Origin of the sequence: Kutzneria sp. CA-103260, from assembly GCF_018263855.1 — a bacterium.
Taxonomy (GTDB): Bacteria; Actinomycetota; Actinomycetes; order Mycobacteriales; family Pseudonocardiaceae; genus Kutzneria.
On record NZ_CP073318.1, the window covers coordinates 5647600 to 5663641 of the forward strand.

The 16042-nt window shown below is 70.4% G+C and carries 10 protein-coding genes; 3 read left to right on the plus strand and 7 right to left on the minus strand.

Annotated features, from left to right (window positions below; genetic code table 11):
- Nucleotides 1-2 precede the first annotated feature (2 nt).
- From JJ691_RS24565 to JJ691_RS24580, 4 genes are read right to left on the minus strand one after another with little or no spacing between them, the layout of a single operon-like run.
- Complete coding sequence (locus JJ691_RS24565; RefSeq protein ID WP_249228156.1) at nt 3-2126, minus strand: transglutaminase TgpA family protein; 2124 nt, start codon at nt 2124-2126, stop codon at nt 3-5.
- Nucleotides 2123-3244 (minus strand): DUF58 domain-containing protein, encoded by a 1122-nt coding sequence (locus tag JJ691_RS24570; RefSeq protein ID WP_211771056.1) that lies wholly within the window; start codon nt 3242-3244, stop codon nt 2123-2125. Before JJ691_RS24570 ends, JJ691_RS24565 begins: the two co-directional genes overlap by 4 nt.
- Before the next feature lie 2 nt (nt 3245-3246).
- A complete protein-coding gene (locus tag JJ691_RS24575) occupies nt 3247-4200 on the minus strand; it encodes an AAA family ATPase (protein ID WP_211771057.1) in 954 nt (317 codons plus the stop codon).
- A gap of 18 nt (nt 4201-4218) precedes the next feature.
- Nucleotides 4219-6204: a fibronectin type III domain-containing protein gene (locus tag JJ691_RS24580; protein ID WP_211771688.1), complete on the minus strand. Its 1986-nt coding sequence runs from the start codon at nt 6202-6204 to the stop codon at nt 4219-4221.
- A 175-nt stretch (nt 6205-6379) separates the two neighbouring features.
- Between JJ691_RS24580 and JJ691_RS24585 the strand changes: the two genes are divergently transcribed.
- A complete protein-coding gene (locus JJ691_RS24585) occupies nt 6380-7705 on the plus strand; it encodes a type VII secretion protein EccE (protein WP_249228157.1) in 1326 nt (441 codons plus the stop codon).
- A 56-nt stretch (nt 7706-7761) separates the two neighbouring features.
- Here JJ691_RS24585 and JJ691_RS24590 read toward each other — a convergent pair whose 3' ends face one another.
- The 3 genes from JJ691_RS24590 to JJ691_RS24600 form a co-directional block, all read right to left on the minus strand.
- Nucleotides 7762-8706, minus strand: a complete 945-nt coding sequence (locus JJ691_RS24590; protein ID WP_211771058.1) for an NADP-dependent oxidoreductase — start codon at nt 8704-8706, stop codon at nt 7762-7764.
- A gap of 143 nt (nt 8707-8849) precedes the next feature.
- Nucleotides 8850-9767, minus strand: a complete 918-nt coding sequence (locus JJ691_RS24595; RefSeq protein WP_211771059.1) for an NADP-dependent oxidoreductase — start codon at nt 9765-9767, stop codon at nt 8850-8852.
- A 294-nt stretch (nt 9768-10061) separates the two neighbouring features.
- The gene (locus JJ691_RS24600; protein WP_211771060.1) at nt 10062-11492 is read right to left on the minus strand and encodes a DUF2252 domain-containing protein; all 1431 of its coding nucleotides are present in this window, start codon (nt 11490-11492) and stop codon (nt 10062-10064) included.
- A 313-nt stretch (nt 11493-11805) separates the two neighbouring features.
- On the opposite strand from JJ691_RS24600, the gene JJ691_RS24605 reads away from it, so the two are divergent.
- Both JJ691_RS24605 and JJ691_RS24610 read left to right on the plus strand, forming a co-directional pair.
- Nucleotides 11806-13272, plus strand: coding sequence for an FAD-binding oxidoreductase (locus JJ691_RS24605; RefSeq protein WP_211771061.1), 1467 nt, complete (start codon nt 11806-11808; stop codon nt 13270-13272).
- Between the two features lie 287 nt (nt 13273-13559).
- Nucleotides 13560-15977 carry a DUF7617 domain-containing protein gene (locus JJ691_RS24610; protein WP_211771062.1) on the plus strand — a complete coding sequence of 806 codons (2418 nt, stop codon included), beginning with the start codon at nt 13560-13562 and terminating at the stop codon, nt 15975-15977.
- Nucleotides 15978-16042: the final 65 nt, after the last annotated feature.

A 16042-nucleotide genomic window follows, 5' to 3' on the forward strand; every position in this document is an offset into this window, starting at 1 on the left:
ACTCAGCGGAACAGCGGACGCGGGTCGAGGGCGGCACGGAGGCGACGCGACATAGGGCGGGCGGCGAGCGCGCGGCGGATTTCGCGGACCTCGGCCCACGCGTTTCGGGCGGCGCCGTCGGTCGCCGGATAACGGGACCACAGCGCGACGTCCAGCAATCGCGACAGCCGGATCATCGGCTCGCGGACCCGGTCGCCGAGCACCGAGCCCGCCGATTCGGCCAGGTCTCGCGGCGTCATCCCGACCCGGTACGGAACGCGGTGCGCGCACAGCCGATCCCGCGCCTCCGCCCAGGCTCCGAGCACGGCGTCGGCGCCGGTTCGTCGACGCCGACGACGGCGGGCACGCGCGGCCTTCGCCAGCGGCACCCCGAACAGCCAGCAGGCGAACGGCGTGATCGCCACGGCGGCCACCAACCACCCCGGCCACACGACGGGGCCGGAAGCCTTGGCACCAGCCAGATCCTGCTGGCCCGGCGGCAACTGCGGAGGGCGCAACTGGTTCGGGGGCGGCAACTGCGCCCGGGCCTGCGCGGCCGCCTTGGCCAGACCGGACTGCGGCTGGTCGGCTTTGCTCGCAGTCCGGGTCGGATCCAGGGGCACCCAGCCCACCCCGGCGACCGCCACCTCCGGCCAGGCCAGCACGTTTCCGTTGCGCACCACGTGGAAACCGCCCACGGTCTCGGCCGAGCCGCGGTAGCCGACCACCAGCCGAGCCGGAATGCCGGTTATCCGCGCCAGAGCCACGTACGCCGCGGCGAACTGCTCACTCGTCCCGCGCTTGGTCTCGGTGAGGAACTGTCGCAACTGCGGCCAGCCGTCCCCGGTCGGCAGGTCGCCGCCGACCGCGACCTGGTAGTTGTCGCTGAGGAAGCGCTCGAGCAGCAGCGCGGACTGGAAGGTCGGCCGCTGGCCGTACACCGCGGTCCAGGCGATCTTGCTGATGTCGCCGGGCACCACGCCGAGGCCGCCGAGTCCGCCCGGCGCGTGGGGATCAACTGAGGCGGTCTTCAGGTACGCGGCATCGGCATCGGGCGCCGACCAGGTCAGCTGGTAGTCCGTCGCCGGCCCCGCGTCGGCGGACTGGGACAGCAGGGTGCCCGCCGACTGATCCACCAGCGGAGCCACCCCGGTCACATCGATCGGGTTCGGCTGGCTCGGCAGCCACGGCCCGGACAGGTCCCGCACGCGCAGATCAGCCGTGGCCACGGCCGCGCCCGGCACGCCGGCGAGGCGCGTGCCCATCCGTCGCAGCTGCGAGTCGGCCGACCAGTTGGCGCCGTCGAAATCGGTCAGCACGACCATCCGCCACCGGTCGACCGGCACGTCGCTGCGGTAGCTGAACACCTCCTGGCCGGGATCGGCCAACCGGGACGCGATCTCGTCGAGCGGGTTGCTGAACGGACTCTGTGGCGGCGGGGCCGGATGTGCGTCCGCGAGCCGATACGGCTCCCGGCCGGCTGGATCGAGACCGCCGATGGCGGCGACCCCGGCCACGATCGCGATCACCATGGGCAGCGCCAGCAGCATGCCCGAGCCGGACGGACGCCGAGTCCGGAGCGGTCCGACGAGACGGTCGGCCCACAACAGCACGCCGGCCGGCACCAGGTAGGCCAGCGCGGCGAGCATCGCGGTGAGACCGGCAAGTGCCTGATACGCCTGGGCGAGCCCGACCACCGCCAGGCTCGGCAGCAACGCCACCAGCGGCTTTCGCAGCCGCAGCAGCAATTCCAGACCGAGCGTCACGGCGAGCAGCACGGCCAGCGGCACGAACAGCAGCTGATCGGCATCCGGCCTCGCCGGCCAGGTGGATTCCAGGGTCAGCAGCCAGCTCTGGGTCAGCCCGCGGGCCAGGCCCTGCAGTGACGCCACGGTGGGAATCCCGGCGACAGTGGTCGAGAACAGCACCGACTCGACCAGCCCGAGCAACCCCAACAGCAGAACGAGAAGTGGCCGCCACGGCGTCAACCGAGGCCAGCGCGCACACAACTCGACACAGCCGTAACCGACCGCGGCGACCACAAGCACGGGCACCATCAGCGCCGCCAAGCCGAACACCGGCGCGAACAACAGCCCGGCCACCGCGGTGGAGCCGAGCAGTCCAGCGACCGCCAGGCGAGTGTTCACACGCCCCCCAAGGCATTCCATCTCGCCACCGCGTCGGCGGCGTCCAGCGCGTTGATCGATCCGGTGTCCGCGACCGGCTGCCGGGCGCCGAGCCGGATCACCGTGTCCGGCCGCCATCGCCGAACCGTGCCGAGATCGGTGTCCGGCCCCGTGATCACGACCAGCGCGCCGCCAGGCCGGGTCGGGGTCAGCTGCGACGCGGGCACCAGCGGTGCGTCGCCTGGCGCATCCTGCGCGACCAGGCAGAGCTCGTCCAACAACACCCGCGCCACCGGCAGTCCGCTGCCGACCGGAGTGCAGACGCCGGACGACGTGATCAGCCGGCAGTGCTGTCCCGTCGACACCGACGCGTAGAGCAGCGAGGCCGCCACCTCGACGGCCTCCTCGAACACGTCCGGGCCCATCGCGTCCGGCCTCGTGTCCAGCACCGCGGTGAAGCGCAGTTGGGCCGGGTCGGCGTACTCGCGCACCATGAGCTGACCGGTCCGGGCGCTCGCCTTCCAGTGCAGGTGCCGCACCTCGTCGCCGAGCACGTACTCCCGAACCGCGCGCAGGTCCGCCGAACCACGCAGCGGCGGGTCGGTGATCGGCCCGTCGTGATGGTGCCGCGGGTGCCCGGCCTTGGCCGGACGCACCGGATGCAGCCGCGGATACGCCCACAGGCAGGCGGTCTCCCCCACCGTCCGGTCGCCGCGAGCGAGCCCGAAGGGGTCGGACCGGTTCAGCACCAACGGACCGACCTCGATCCGGCCGCGCACGGCGGTCGGCAGCTCGTAGTGGTACGTCGCCGCCGCGCCGGGAGCGAGCGCGCGAACCTGGACCTGCTTCACCTCGGTCCCGACGCTGTCGTGCGCGACGAAGCCGCCGTGCCGGCGCTCGGCGCTGTTGCGCACGACCAGCGTCGCGAGCGCCGGCTTGCCCCGCTCGATCCGCTCCGGCTGGACGGACCGGATGACCTCGACCTTCGGCCGGAACCGGGTCACCGCCACCGCGGCGAGCGCGGCGCCGACCAGGACCCCGGCGATCGCCCGCAACAGCGGGTATCCGGCCAACTCGCCGGTGCCGTAACAAAAAACCGCGCCGATGAGCACCGCGACCCCGCGGCGGGTGAGCCGCACGGCTAACGCCCGAACGCGACCGTCGGGACGGCCGTGTCGGCCAGCAACTCGTCCACCACATCGCCGGCCTGCCGCTGGTTCAGCTCGGCGTCCGGGGTGAGCACGAGGCGGTGGCACAGCACCGGACGCGCCACTTCCTTCACGTCGTCCGGGGTCACGAAGTCGCGGCCGTGGGTCGCCGCGAGCGCCTGCGCCGCCCGGATCAGGGCGATGCTCCCGCGCGGGCTGGCGCCGTACCGAACCGCCGGATGCCGCCGGCTCGCCGCGGCCAGTCGGACCGCGTACGAGACGATCTCCGGAGCCAGATGGGACTGCCGCACCCGGGCGATGACCCGCTGCAGGTCGTCGATCTGGAGCACCGGCTGCACCTCGTCCGCGGTGACCCCGGCGCAGTCGCCCATCACCACCAGCACCTCGGCGTCGTGGTCGGGATAGCCGACCGACAGCCGCATCAGGAACCGGTCCAGTTGCGCCTCGGGCAGCCGGTAGGTGCCCTCCATCTCGATCGGGTTCTGGGTGGCCACGACCAGGAACGGCCGCGGCACGTCCTGGCTGACCGAATCGACCGTCACCCGGCGCTCGGCCATCACCTCGAGCAGCGCGGACTGGGTCTTGGGGGTGCCCCGGTTGATCTCGTCGGCCAGCACCACGTTGGCGAAGATCCCGCCGGGGTGGAACTGGAACCGCTCGGCGTGCTGGTGGTACACCATCACGCCGGTGATGTCGCCGGGCAGCAGGTCGGGCGTGAACTGGATCCGGCTCCACCGGCCGCCGATGCTGGCCGCGATGCACCGCGCCAGGGTCGTCTTCCCGACGCCGGGCACGTCCTCGATCAGCAGGTGCCCCTCGGCGAACAGCGCGGCGACGGCCATCCGGACGGTGTCCGGGTGGCCGCGCAGCACGGTCTGCACGTTGTCGGCGATGCGGTCATAGGCCGCTTTCGGCGTGAAGGTCACTGCCCGTCCTTCTTCTCACTATGTCGATGGTGTGCCGGTCCAGCTGTCCGTTCCGGTGCCCGCCGAGTTCTTGATCGTGGCCGTGACCGTGACGGCCCCGAACCAGAACACGTTCGGGATGGTGATCTCCGTGGTGCCGGAGCAGGCGACCCAACTGGAGCTGGCGGTCATGAAGGTCGCCTGACAGGTCGCGGGCCCGCCGTTGGCGTTGGCGTCCACGGTCACGACGAGACCCGCCGCGCTGCGCACACCGGTGATCTTCAAGGTCGGTGGCCCGGCCGCCAGGGTGGCCCTCGCCGTGCCCGGACTTCCGGTGTAGGTGGAACCCGAGCCGTAGCTGGTGACCGCACGGACGGTGAAGGTGATGGCGCCGCTCAGCCCCTGGTAGCTGGTGGATGTCGACGACACCGAGCGGTCGCCCAGCCCGGACGCGCTGACCAGGTAGTGATCCAGGTCGGCCCCGTGGAGGTTCGGCGTGGTCCAGGACACCGAGACCTGCCCGCCGGACCCGACGGTCGCGGTGACTCTCGGCGCGTCGGCCGCCCCGCCCGGCACCACCGTCCGGGAGCTGGCCCCCGCGCCGCGGCCGGCCGAGTTCTCCGCGACCACGGTGAACACGTAGGACCTGCCGTTGGCCAGGCCGGTCACGGTGGCGCTCGACCTCGATCCGTCCACTGTGGTCGAACCGCCCGACCACGACACGAGATATCTGGTGATCCCCGCGCCGTTGTCGGGGGCGCCCGACCACATCACGGTGGCCGAGCCGACACCGGCGGTCGCGTCGACGTTGCGCGGCGCGCCCGGCGGAGTCGCGTTCGCGACGGGCGCCTGCACCTGCTGTGCCGGACCCGGATTCGGCCCGGTGGCCGAGCCCGGACCGGACCCGTTGGTGGACTGGTTGCGCGCCTTGTCGTCGACGTTCACGTCCGCCGCCGAGCCGTTCCGGCCGTCCACGACCACCACGTGTGAACCGTCGTGGTTGTCGGCGTAGATCCGGTTGTCCTGGCCGAGCGCCAGCCGCGTCTGGCCGTCCGCGCCGGGAATCGGCTTGGTGCCCTTCAGCGTGCCTTTGCTGTCGTAGGTGAGCACCACGTTGCGGACCTGGTCGACCAGCGCGACGGTGTGCGAGGTGGCGACCGGCCCGGAGTACTTGCTGTCCTTGGACAGATCGACCGAGACGGGCCGAACCGCCGGACCGTTGCGCAGCAGCCCGGCGGCGTCGATCAGATGCAACTGGTTCTGGCCGGGGTCCACGACGGCCAGCCGCCCGTCCACGTCGTTGTTCGCCACCTGCACGGTGGCCGGGAGGGCGAGCCCGATGTCGGCCGCGTCGCCGAGCCCGTTCTTGCCGACGGAGCTGAGCGTGCCGGCCGTGGTGTCGAGCACCACCGGACGGTCGCCGACGACGGCCAGCGAACCGTCGTGGCCCTGGGGCAGCTGGGCGGGGCAGGTCAGCAGCGTGGCGCCCCGCGGCAGGTCGCAGATCGAGCCGTTGTCGATCCGGTGCAGCCACACCGTGCCGTCGGAGGTCGTCACCGGCGCGGACAGCGGCCCGCCGGCCGGGACCGTCGCAGCCGGATCACCGAGGCGGGCGATCTGCCCGGCGTTGCGGTAGACCAGGTACGGGCCGCCCGGCACCTCCAGCACGACCGGCTGCTCGGTGGCCGGTGGCGTGGAACTGCTCTCGACGCCCAGCGTCGACTTGCTGAACTGCGTGATCCGCGACCTGTCGACCACGTAGCCGGCGCGATCTCCCTGCGTGACCTGGCTGCCCGCGCCGGCCCCGGGGACGCTCGCCTGCGCGTCCACCTGGCCGGTCGCCCCGTCGACGTGCACGGCCGACTGCGACGAGGTGTTGTACACCCAGTGGCCGACCTGGATGAACTGCAGGCCGTTGGGCAGCGACGCCTGACTGGTGACGGCCAGACCCACGAGCACCAGGCAGCCGGCGGCCACCGCGCCGAACCGCAGCCAGGCGGCACGCTTCGAGCTGAGCGATTCCATGGTCACGCGGCGACCGTAAGACAGTCAGCTACAGCAGAGATACATCCCAGCCCCATGCCCGCGACGCTAACCGCGGCCGATGAAATTCCACTGAAACAGCACTTCGACGACCGCTGTCACCAAATTCTCATGTTGTCCCGCGACGCTGTGTGCGTCGGACGTGAGGAGGGTTTCGGTGACCGATCTCGGCGGGGCACAGGCCAGGCAGCGAGCCGTCGTACCGCCGCTCCCAGCACTGGGGGCGATGCCGGTCGCACAGCCGACCAGTTACGGCAACGCGGCTTATGGCAACGCGGCGCTCGTTTCGGCGGACTCTCAGGCTGCGGCGCGGACGGCCGCCGCCGCGCTGTCGGCGGCCCGGGCTGCCGGCCCGCCCCGGCAATGGCCGGTCACAACTCCCGCCCAGCCGTGGCGCCCGGTGGCAACGGCGGCGTCGCCCGGACCTGCGCGACGCCAAGCCACCCGCCCGCTTGCCGGCATAGCCGTGCTCCAGATCGTCTGCTGGCAACTCGTGCTGATCGCCGCAGTCCTGGTCGTCGGCCGGCCGTGGTTCATGATCGCCGCGGTCGGGCTCGGGGCCATGGTCGTCCTGGCGTTGACCGCCGTGCGTGTCCGTGGCCGCTGGGTGTACGAATGGCTCTTCCTGTCGTCGGCGTACTTTCTGCGCGACCGTGACCGGAATCTGACGGGTGCGGACGGCACCGGCCACGCCCTCTTGCGTGTGATCTCACCGGAAGCGGTGGGGCTCGTGGACAACCTGGGCGACGACCCGGTGTTCATGGTCAGCCGCACCGCCGGGATCACCGCGGTACTGCAACCGAAATCGGTCACGCAGGACCCGGCGGGGATTCCCGGTCCCGAGACACTGTTGCCGCCACCCAACGAAGAGGCTCTGGCCTTTGCCGCGCAAGTGACGTACCACGCCGGCATCGACCGGCGGCACCCACCACGGATCTGGCTCGCTCTGCAGGCACTGCGCACCGTCGACACGTATCGGGACGCCGACATCCAGCGGGCGCTCGCCAACGCACTTCGACGGGTGCAACGCCGGCTCCGCCGGGACGGCCTGCCGACCATAGGGCTGGCGGAAAGCGAGTTCCTCGGCGCCCTCGCCTCACTCGCCCATGTCACCGCCGGACGGAGCCGCGTTCGAGAACAGTGGCGGCTCTGGCACAGCGGTTCGGTCCCACAGGCCACATTTCGGCTCGATGGCTGGGCGCGCCTTTCCCCCGCCGCCGTGCCGCAAATGGTGCACGGGCTGCTCACCGCCACCCACCACACAGCCGTGACGATCACCGTCACCGCGAGCCGGTCGGCCATGACCGAGCCCCGGGTGGATGCGGCGTTGCGCATCGCAGCGGCGAGCCCACCGGCGTTGGAGCACGCCGTGCAGACACTGACCCGGCTCGCGGGCGCGTGGGGGGTCGGCATGGAACGGCTTGACGGCCAGCACGCCCGTGGGATGGCCGCCACACTGCCGATCGGCGTCGCCGACTGGTGAGAATCCTCCGCGTCGCCGAGGTCTACTCACACGTCGCACATGCTCGTCCACCGTCCTCACGGACGAACGCGGATGATCGTCTTCCCCTTGACCCGCTCGGTCGGGTTGAAGGCGGCGACCGCGTCGTCGAGGGCCGCCACGGTGCCGATGTTCGTCCGCAGCCGTCCATCCCGCACCCGCTGGGCGATCTCACCCAGTTGGGCGCGATCGGACACGACGACGAAGTCGATCGCCAGTCCGTCGGCGGGCCGAGCCTCGGGCGGCCCGGTGACGGTCACCAGCGTGCCGCCGGCTCGAATCAGACGCGCGGACCGCTTCTGAATGTCCCCGCCAATGACATCGAACACCAGATCCACCCCACCGACGTCTTCCAGGGCCTCATTCTCGAGGTCGACGAACTCCTGCGCGCCGAAGTCGAGCGCGGTCTGCCGGTCAGCAGCGCGCCCAGTGCCGATGACGTGGGCGCCGGCCGCACGCGCGAGCTGGGTTGCCATTGATCCGACTGCGCCGGCCGCACCGTGCACGAGCACGCTCTGCCCCTCCTGAAGGCGGCCGTGCTCGAACAGACCCTGCCACGCGGTCAGGCCGGTCATCGCGACGCCCGCGCCCACCGTGAAGTCGACGTCGCCCGGCAGCGGCGCGAGGTTGCGCGCCTCAACGACTGCGTATTCCGCCAGGGTGCCGTCGCGGGTCCAGTCCGTGAGGCCGAACACCCGCTGGCCCACCGACAAACCGGTTGTGCCATAGCCGAGAGCGCTGACCACTCCGGCCAGCTCGTGCCCAGGGATCGACGGCGTCCGGTCCCGCCCGAGCCGGTCGATCCAGGTCGAGGGCCACTCCAGCTCATTCCCGGTGAATCCCGACGCGTGAACGTCGACAACGACATCGCCGTAGCTCGCGCCCGCGAGGCTGGCGAGCCTCGCCGCATCCGGATCGGGCCGCTCCACCAGCGTCATCCCAGCCGTTCCGGCGGCCTGGTCCGTTACCACGATCGCCTTCATGTGAACACCTCTCCGTATCAGTCCGCGCCTACCCGGCACGTGGATCCGGTCCACGTTCCGCGCTGACTCAACTAGGTCTTGTTGCTCGGGAGCACCAGGCTCGTTGTGCCGATCCGCCGCCCGGCGATCGCGTCCCGAAGTCCTTACGGACGAACGCGGATGATCGTCTTCCCCTTGACCCGCTCGGTCGGGTTGAAGGCGGCGACCGCGTCGTCGAGGGCCGCCACGGTGCCGATGTTCGTCCGCAGCCGTCCATCCCGCACCCGCTGGGCGATCTCACCCAGTTGGGCGCGATCGGACACGACGACGAAGTCGATCGCCAGTCCGTCGGCGGGCCGAGCCTCGGGCGGCCCGGTGACGGTCACCAGCGTGCCGCCGGCTCGAATCAGACGCGCGGACCGCTTCTGAATGTCCCCGCCAATGACATCGAACACCAGATCCACCCCACCGACGTCTTCCAGGGCCTCATTCTCGAGGTCGACGAACTCCTGCGCGCCGAAGTCGAGCGCGGTCTGCCGGTCAGCGGCACGCCCGGTGCCGATGACGTAGGCGCCGGCCGCACGCGCGAGCTGCGTCACCACCGAACCGACTCCACCGGCCGCACCGTGCACGAGCACGCTCTGCCCCACCTGGACACGGCCGTGCACGAACAACCCCTGCCACGCGGTCAGACCCGAGATTGGCAGACTCGCGCCCACCGTGAAGTCCACGTCGCCCGGCAGCGGCGCGAGGTTGCGCGCCTCAACGGCGACGTACTCCGCCAGGGTGCCGTCGCGAGTCCAGTCCGTGAGGCCGAACACCCGCTGACCCACCGACAGCCCCGCCGTGCCATAGCCGAGAGCGCTGACCACTCCGGCCAGCTCGTGCCCGGGAATCGACGGCGTCCGGTCCCGCCCGAGGCGATCGGTCCAGGTCCCGGGCCAGGTCAGTTCACCCGGGGTGAATCCCGACGCGTAAACCTCAACGACGACATCGTTGCCCGCCGCTTCCGGCTCGGGCCGCTCCACCAGCGTCATCCCAGCCGCTCCGGCGGCCTGGTCCGTCACCACAATCGCCTTCATTCAGCACCTCCCTGCATCCAGTCACCGCCGTCACACTCCGTGAACGAGCTGCGTACTGCCGGCCGCCCTAGTTTCGTTACAAGCAATGATTGTAACCTATGGGCGCAGCACGGTGTCGCGTGTGCGAGTGAAACTCGCAGGTCGCGGGTCGGGTGGTGCCAGCGGGCGTCTCGGCGGATCGCCACGGAGAACTCCACCTTCGACGGCGGAGACGCCCGCTGGCACTTCGGTGGGCTGTCGGAGACTTCTACGCCGGCGCCTTGCGTCATTCCGATGCCGCGCCTCCGGACGGCCTCAGGTGTCCGTGTCGGCCCGCACCGCACCCGACGCGACGGCTGCCAGCAGGGCGGCGTGGTCTCGCTCGTTCTGGTCGGCGTACACCGCGGCGAAATCCGCGACCGCCTCGTCGAACACCGGGGCCGAGCCGAGGTAGGCGCCGATCGCGACCGGGTCGCCGGACCGGGCGTGAGCGCGAGCCAGGGTCCAACCGCAGAGGCGGCCGTAATCGTTCAGGTTGCGCCACGGCATCCCTTCGATCTCGGCCGATCCCTTCCAGTCGCGCAACTGCCGCAGGTAGAAGTCACGCGACTGGCCGTCGAATCCGGCGACCCTGACCCAGCCGAGGAAGATGTCGCTCACCGTCTGCATGAGACGCTGACCTGTCACGACACGCTGCCCGGCGTTGTCGAAACGGCTCGGCGCCAGGAACTCCTCCAGCACCGAGGGCCCGGCCTCCTTCGCCTGGAGGAAAAGGGGATCCTGGTTGTCATTGCCGAGCATCAGCACCATCCAACAGCGTGTGCCGACGCTGCCGACCCCGACGATCTTGCGCGCGAGGTCCACATAGGAATAGCGGTCGAGCAGCGCCCGCCGCTCCGGTTCCAGCGTCTCCCGATACGCCGCCAGCACCTCGCCGAGTCGCGCTCGCAACTCCTCGGGATCCTGGTCGGGATCGGTGATCTCATCGACCCGGACCACGCGGTGAGCTTCGGAGACGATCCGCAGCCCGCCGTCGGAGGCCTCGGTGAACCGGCGCAGCGCACCGAGATTGCTCTTCGTGCGAACCCTGGCGAGGTTGGCGTCCAGCTTCCGGCGGCTCGCCGCGCCCCGGTTCTGCGCGTAGACGGTCCGTACCGTCTCGATGTCGGCGTGGGCATACCAGACGTCGAGCGCGGTGGCACTCGCGAAAGCACGCATCGCCTGGCGGTACTGGCCAACCGCGGCCAGGACGATGCCGCGACGGCGCTTCGCCGGGTAGCCGTTGGACCTGCCCGCGATCTCCAGGCTCGCCGCCAGCCGTTTGACGTCCCACTCCCACGGTCCCGGCGACGTCTCGTCGAAATCGTTGATGTCGAAGACCAGCCGGCGCTCGGGCGAGGCGAACAGGCCGAAGTTCATCAGATGCGCGTCCCCGCACGCCTGGACGGACAGGCCGCTGCGCGGGGTGGCGGCCAGATCGGCGGCCATCGGCAGCGCCGCGCCCCGGAAGTACGTGAACGCCGAGACCGCCATCCGCCCATAGCGGATCGGCACCAGATCCGGAATCCGCGACGCGTCCTGCCTTGCCAGTAGCTCCAGCGGCGACGGCACCGCGGGATCTCGCACGAACTCGGCATGACTTGAGCGAGGCACCTTCGCCCGGGCCGCCTTGCCGCAAGCGAGGCGCATCGCGCGCGGGAGACCGACACCTTCGACCGCGCCGTGGTCCTGCGTCAGGACAGCCATCGGCACATTGTCCAACTGGCGGCCAGCGAGGCGCTCCTCCGTTCAGGGCGAGTCCCGATCACGGCCGGCCAAACGGCGCCAATGGCCGGCGCGCGTCATCGCAAACGGAAAATGGCCGGCGCGTTCATCGCATGGCGCTGCGCAGCCGCCTATTTCTGTCATTGACGCGAACTCGTCACCTGCTACTTCCCGCACAGAACCGCCGGACGGTAAACTCGCCACTTCTTTTCGGGAGAATGGCTCTCATCTTCGCGATGCTCGTGTTCGATGGTAGAGCGCCGTGCCCGTCGAGTGCCGAATCGGAAGGGGTCGCATGGCCAGCACGCCGACCACATCAGCCGACATCGGCAACACGCCGTACGAAGAACTGGCAGCCGCCCTGCGCGGCGAACTCATCACTCCGCGCGACGGCCGGTACGACGAGGCACGCGCCGTCTACAACGGCATGATCGACAAGCGACCCGCGGCCGTCGCCCGCTGTCGAGACACCGTCGACGTCCTCGCCTGCGTGCGTTTCGGCCGTGCCCACGACCTCGAGATCGCGGTGCGAGGTGGCGGCCACAACGCCGCCGGCCTCGGGGTCGGGGACGACGCCCTGGTCATCGACCTTTCCCTGCTGCGCAGCACCACGGTCGATCCCGAGAAGCACACCGTCCGCGTCGACGCGGGCTGCACCTGGGGCGACGTCGACCACGCGACCGTCGGGTTCGGCATGGCGACTCCCTCCGGCTTCCTCTCGTCCACCGGTGTGGGCGGCCTGACGCTCGGGGGTGGCATCGGCCACCTCTCCCGGCGCTTCGGACTCACGATCGACAATCTGCTCGCCGCGGATGTGGTGCTCGCCGACGAGACGTTCGTGACGGCCAGCGAAAGCTCCCACAGCGACCTGTTCTGGGCCCTGCGAGGCGGTGGCGGAAACTTCGGCGTCGTCACGTCTTTCACCTTCCGCTGCCACCACATCGGGGAGCGCGGCATGATCATCGGCGGTCCGGTGCTCTACGACCTCGCCGACACGGCCGAGGTGCTGCGCTGGTACCGAGAGCTGCTGTCATCGCTGCCGGAGGAGCTCAGCGGCTTCTTCGCGCTGCTCACCGTCCCGCCGGCCGCGCCGTTCCCCGAGAAGCTCTGGGGCCGCAAGTCGTGTGCGGTCGTCTGGTGCTACACCGGATCGCACGCCCGCGCCAACCAGATGTTCGAGCCGATCACGACCTACGGCTCGCCGTTGTTCGTCGGCCTGCACGCCATGCCGTTCACCATGCTGCAGAGCGCGTTCGACGGCCTCTACCCGGCCGGGCTGCAGTGGTACTGGCGGGCGGACTTCTTCAACGAGATCTCCGACGCCGCGATCGACGTGCACTGCAAGTGGGGTGCGCGACTGCCGACCGGCCACTCCACCATGCACCTCTACCCCATCGACGGCGCCGCCAGCCGCGTGCCGGAGGACGCGACCGCCTTCGCCTACCGGGACGGCGGCTGGGCGGGGGTGATCGTGGGCGTCGACCCGGATCCGGCCAAGGCCGACGTCATCTCCCAATGGGCCCGGGACTACTGGCAGGAACTGCACCCCACCTCGGCCGGCGGCGCCTACGTCAATTTCCTGATGGACGAGGGCCAGGCCCGAGTAGCGGCGTCCTACCGCGGCAACTACAACCGGCTCGCTCGGATCAAGCGCCGCTACGACCCGGACAACCTGTTCCACATCAACCAGAACATCCAGCCGTCCGGACAGGCCAAACACGGTAAGCCGGATGCCGGCGACGACGCCGGCGTGCCCGAGTGATCTTGCGGGACACGTGCGGGTTTGCGCCGGGAATCGTTCGGACCATCGGATGACCCGTTCCGCCCAGGGGTGCGGCGTGAACCTCTGCCCAGAGTCGCACCGACCACGCGGGCGTTTACGCAAATAGGCCATCGGCGCTCGCGTCCCGGCGACCCTCATTGCCCGGCCATGGCCCTCTTCCTAGGCTCGCGTTCACGCAGGCGTGGACATTTTCCGCGCCGGTCTATTTGGGGGCGAGGGAGAGCATGAATCGAAGACGTGGCAGAACAGCGCGATACGCACGCTCGATGTTGGCGATCGGCATCGCGTTCGTGACGGTGGCGGCCAGTGTGTCGGTTCCCGTCGCCGCCGCACCCGCGGCGCCGTCCGTGCTGACCAAAAGCGCTCAAGACGTGACCAGTCCTGGTGCGAATCCGGTGAACCACGCGGACACCCTCAACTGGGTGCTCAGCTACGCCAACAACGGCCCGGCCGGACCGTCCGCGGCAACCATCACCGATCCGATCACCGGTGCTGGTACCGCGCAGACCTACGTGCCGGGCTCGCTCCAGGTGCCACCTGGCTGGACGCCGTCCTGGTCGACCGACGGCACGAATTATCAGACCACTGACCCGGGCGCCGCCACGGTGTCGGTGCGAGCGACCAATCCCGGCGCCCGGTCGGGCGGCACCAACCTGGCGAACATCCTGCTCGCGCCCGTGAAGCCGACCGCGAACCCGACCGGCGGCGACGGTTACACGCCGATCGTCTTCCGCCAGCCCAACGGCACGGTCGAGGCGTGGAACATGTACCACCACCTGGTTGCCTCGGCACCCAAACTGGTCTGCACGGACCTGACGGCCGGCGCGCCGTGCGCCGGCGGCCCGTGGCCACGGCCGGTCAACACCGCACCCGGACCGTTCGGTTCCGGTTCCACCGGCGACATCGCCAGCACCCTGACCCCGCAGTACGTCCAGGATCCCGGCCGGCCCGGCGTGGTGTACTACGCCGCGGTCACCGCCTCCTCGGTGGGGGTCGGGTGCCTCGACCTCGGCGCGCGGGCCAACTGCGGGTACTTCCCGTTGACCACCACGGGTTCCGGCGGCGCGAACGGGCTCGCCGGCCTGGTCACCACCGCCGGCAACCTCTACGGCGTCGGCAGCAACGGCCAGGTGCTGTGCCTGACCATCGCCTCCCAGTCGCCGTGTCCTGGCCAGCCGTACGCCGCGATCGTGCCGGCCAACAACAACTCCCCCGGCGCCAACTACCAGGGGTCCATGGCCATCGCCGCCGGCAAGGTGTTCGCCTCGTCCTCGCCGGCGGGCGGGGCGCCGGTGCTGGGCTGCTTCGATCCGGTCACCGCGACCGCCTGCGCCGGCTGGACCACCCCGCAGGCCATCGCGCCGCCCGGCAACTCCACGTACAACGCCTACACCGCATACGACACCTCGGGCAATGCCGTCGGCGCCTGCGCGACGACGACCGGCAATCCCACGTCGATATCGACCTGCTTCACCGTCGGCGGCGCCCCACTGGCCGCGCCGACCGTGTTCAATTCCCTGTCCAACCAACTGGTCTTCAACCCGGAGACCGCCACCGGCCCGGACGGCCACCTGCGCAGCTACACCGGAACCTGGGGCGGGTCGAGCGCGGGCGACACCGTCTGCTACGACTGGACCACGGCCGCCGCGTGCGCGGGTTTCCCCTTGCCGGCAACGCATCCCAGCGCCAACGGCGGGGTCACCCGGGACTACGGCTACGCGTACGACCAGGTCACCCGCTGCCTGTTCGGCCTCGGTGACGCCGGCATCCTGTTCTCCGAGGACCCCACCACGTCGAGTTCGCCGTGTATCCACAGTGGAGCGGACGTCACGCTGACGCCGTCGGCGTTCTACTGCGACGGCGGCACCGGGCACATCCACAGCTACACCGACGCCCGCCTGGAGAACATGAACCTGGCCAACGTCGACCTGACCGCGTCGACCGCGGATGTCAGCGACACCAACGGTTCCGTGATCGCCCATCCCACGTTCGCCCCGGACGGCAGCCTGGACCTGTCGGGGATCTCACCGGCCGCACATCCCAGCATCACCGTGTCCGCGCACCTCGTGCTGAACAACAGCAACGACTTCACCGGCGGCAACCAGCCGCACCTGGTGGTGGCGTTCAACGGCGACGCGCCGCAGGTCTGTTTCAGGACAACGGTCTCGGCGACCTGCACCGTGACAGCGGCGTCCGACACCGCGGCCGGCAGTGACGCCACCGGCGCGTTCACCTCCAACACCGTGAGCCTGCCCGTCGCACCGGGGCCGGCCTGCCAGCCGACAGTGACGATCAACAAGGAGATCTGCGCATCGATCCACGACGACGACTGCCAACCCGGTGGCCCGGGACCATGGACGAAACACGCGACCCCGGGCTTGCTCGGCCTGCTGTTGGCCAACCCGCACTGGCGGATCACGGTGACCGACGCCGGTCCGACCGGCATCACCGGTGTGACTGTCATCGACAGTGCCGCACCGTCGTGCCGGTCCGCCGCGGGCACGTTCGATCTGGCGGCCGGACAGAGCAAGCAGGTCTTCTGTTCGACGTCGCTGCTCCTGACGTTGCTGCCGTTCACGAACACGGCGTCGGCCACGTACCTCCCCACGAACTCACCAGCCGGCACCCCTCCGTCCAGGACCAGCGACTCCTCGGCGGTGGCCTGTTCCCTTCTCGGGTGCTGAACACCTGACCGACGCGAAACCGCGGTGCCGCCGGCGGAGCCATCGGCGGCACCGCGGCACTGGTG

Coding starts and splice junctions, on each gene's coding strand:
- JJ691_RS24580 (WP_211771688.1), bottom strand. CDS start 6,204: ATGGAATCGCTCAGCTCGAAGCGTGCCGCCTGGCTGCGGTTCGGCGCG.
- JJ691_RS24590 (WP_211771058.1), bottom strand. CDS start 8,706: ATGAAGGCGATCGTGGTAACGGACCAGGCCGCCGGAACGGCTGGGATG.
- JJ691_RS24595 (WP_211771059.1), bottom strand. CDS start 9,767: ATGAAGGCGATTGTGGTGACGGACCAGGCCGCCGGAGCGGCTGGGATG.
- JJ691_RS24605 (WP_211771061.1), top strand. CDS start 11,806: ATGGCCAGCACGCCGACCACATCAGCCGACATCGGCAACACGCCGTAC.
- JJ691_RS24600 (WP_211771060.1), bottom strand. CDS start 11,492: ATGGCTGTCCTGACGCAGGACCACGGCGCGGTCGAAGGTGTCGGTCTC.
- JJ691_RS24610 (WP_211771062.1), top strand. CDS start 13,560: ATGTTGGCGATCGGCATCGCGTTCGTGACGGTGGCGGCCAGTGTGTCG.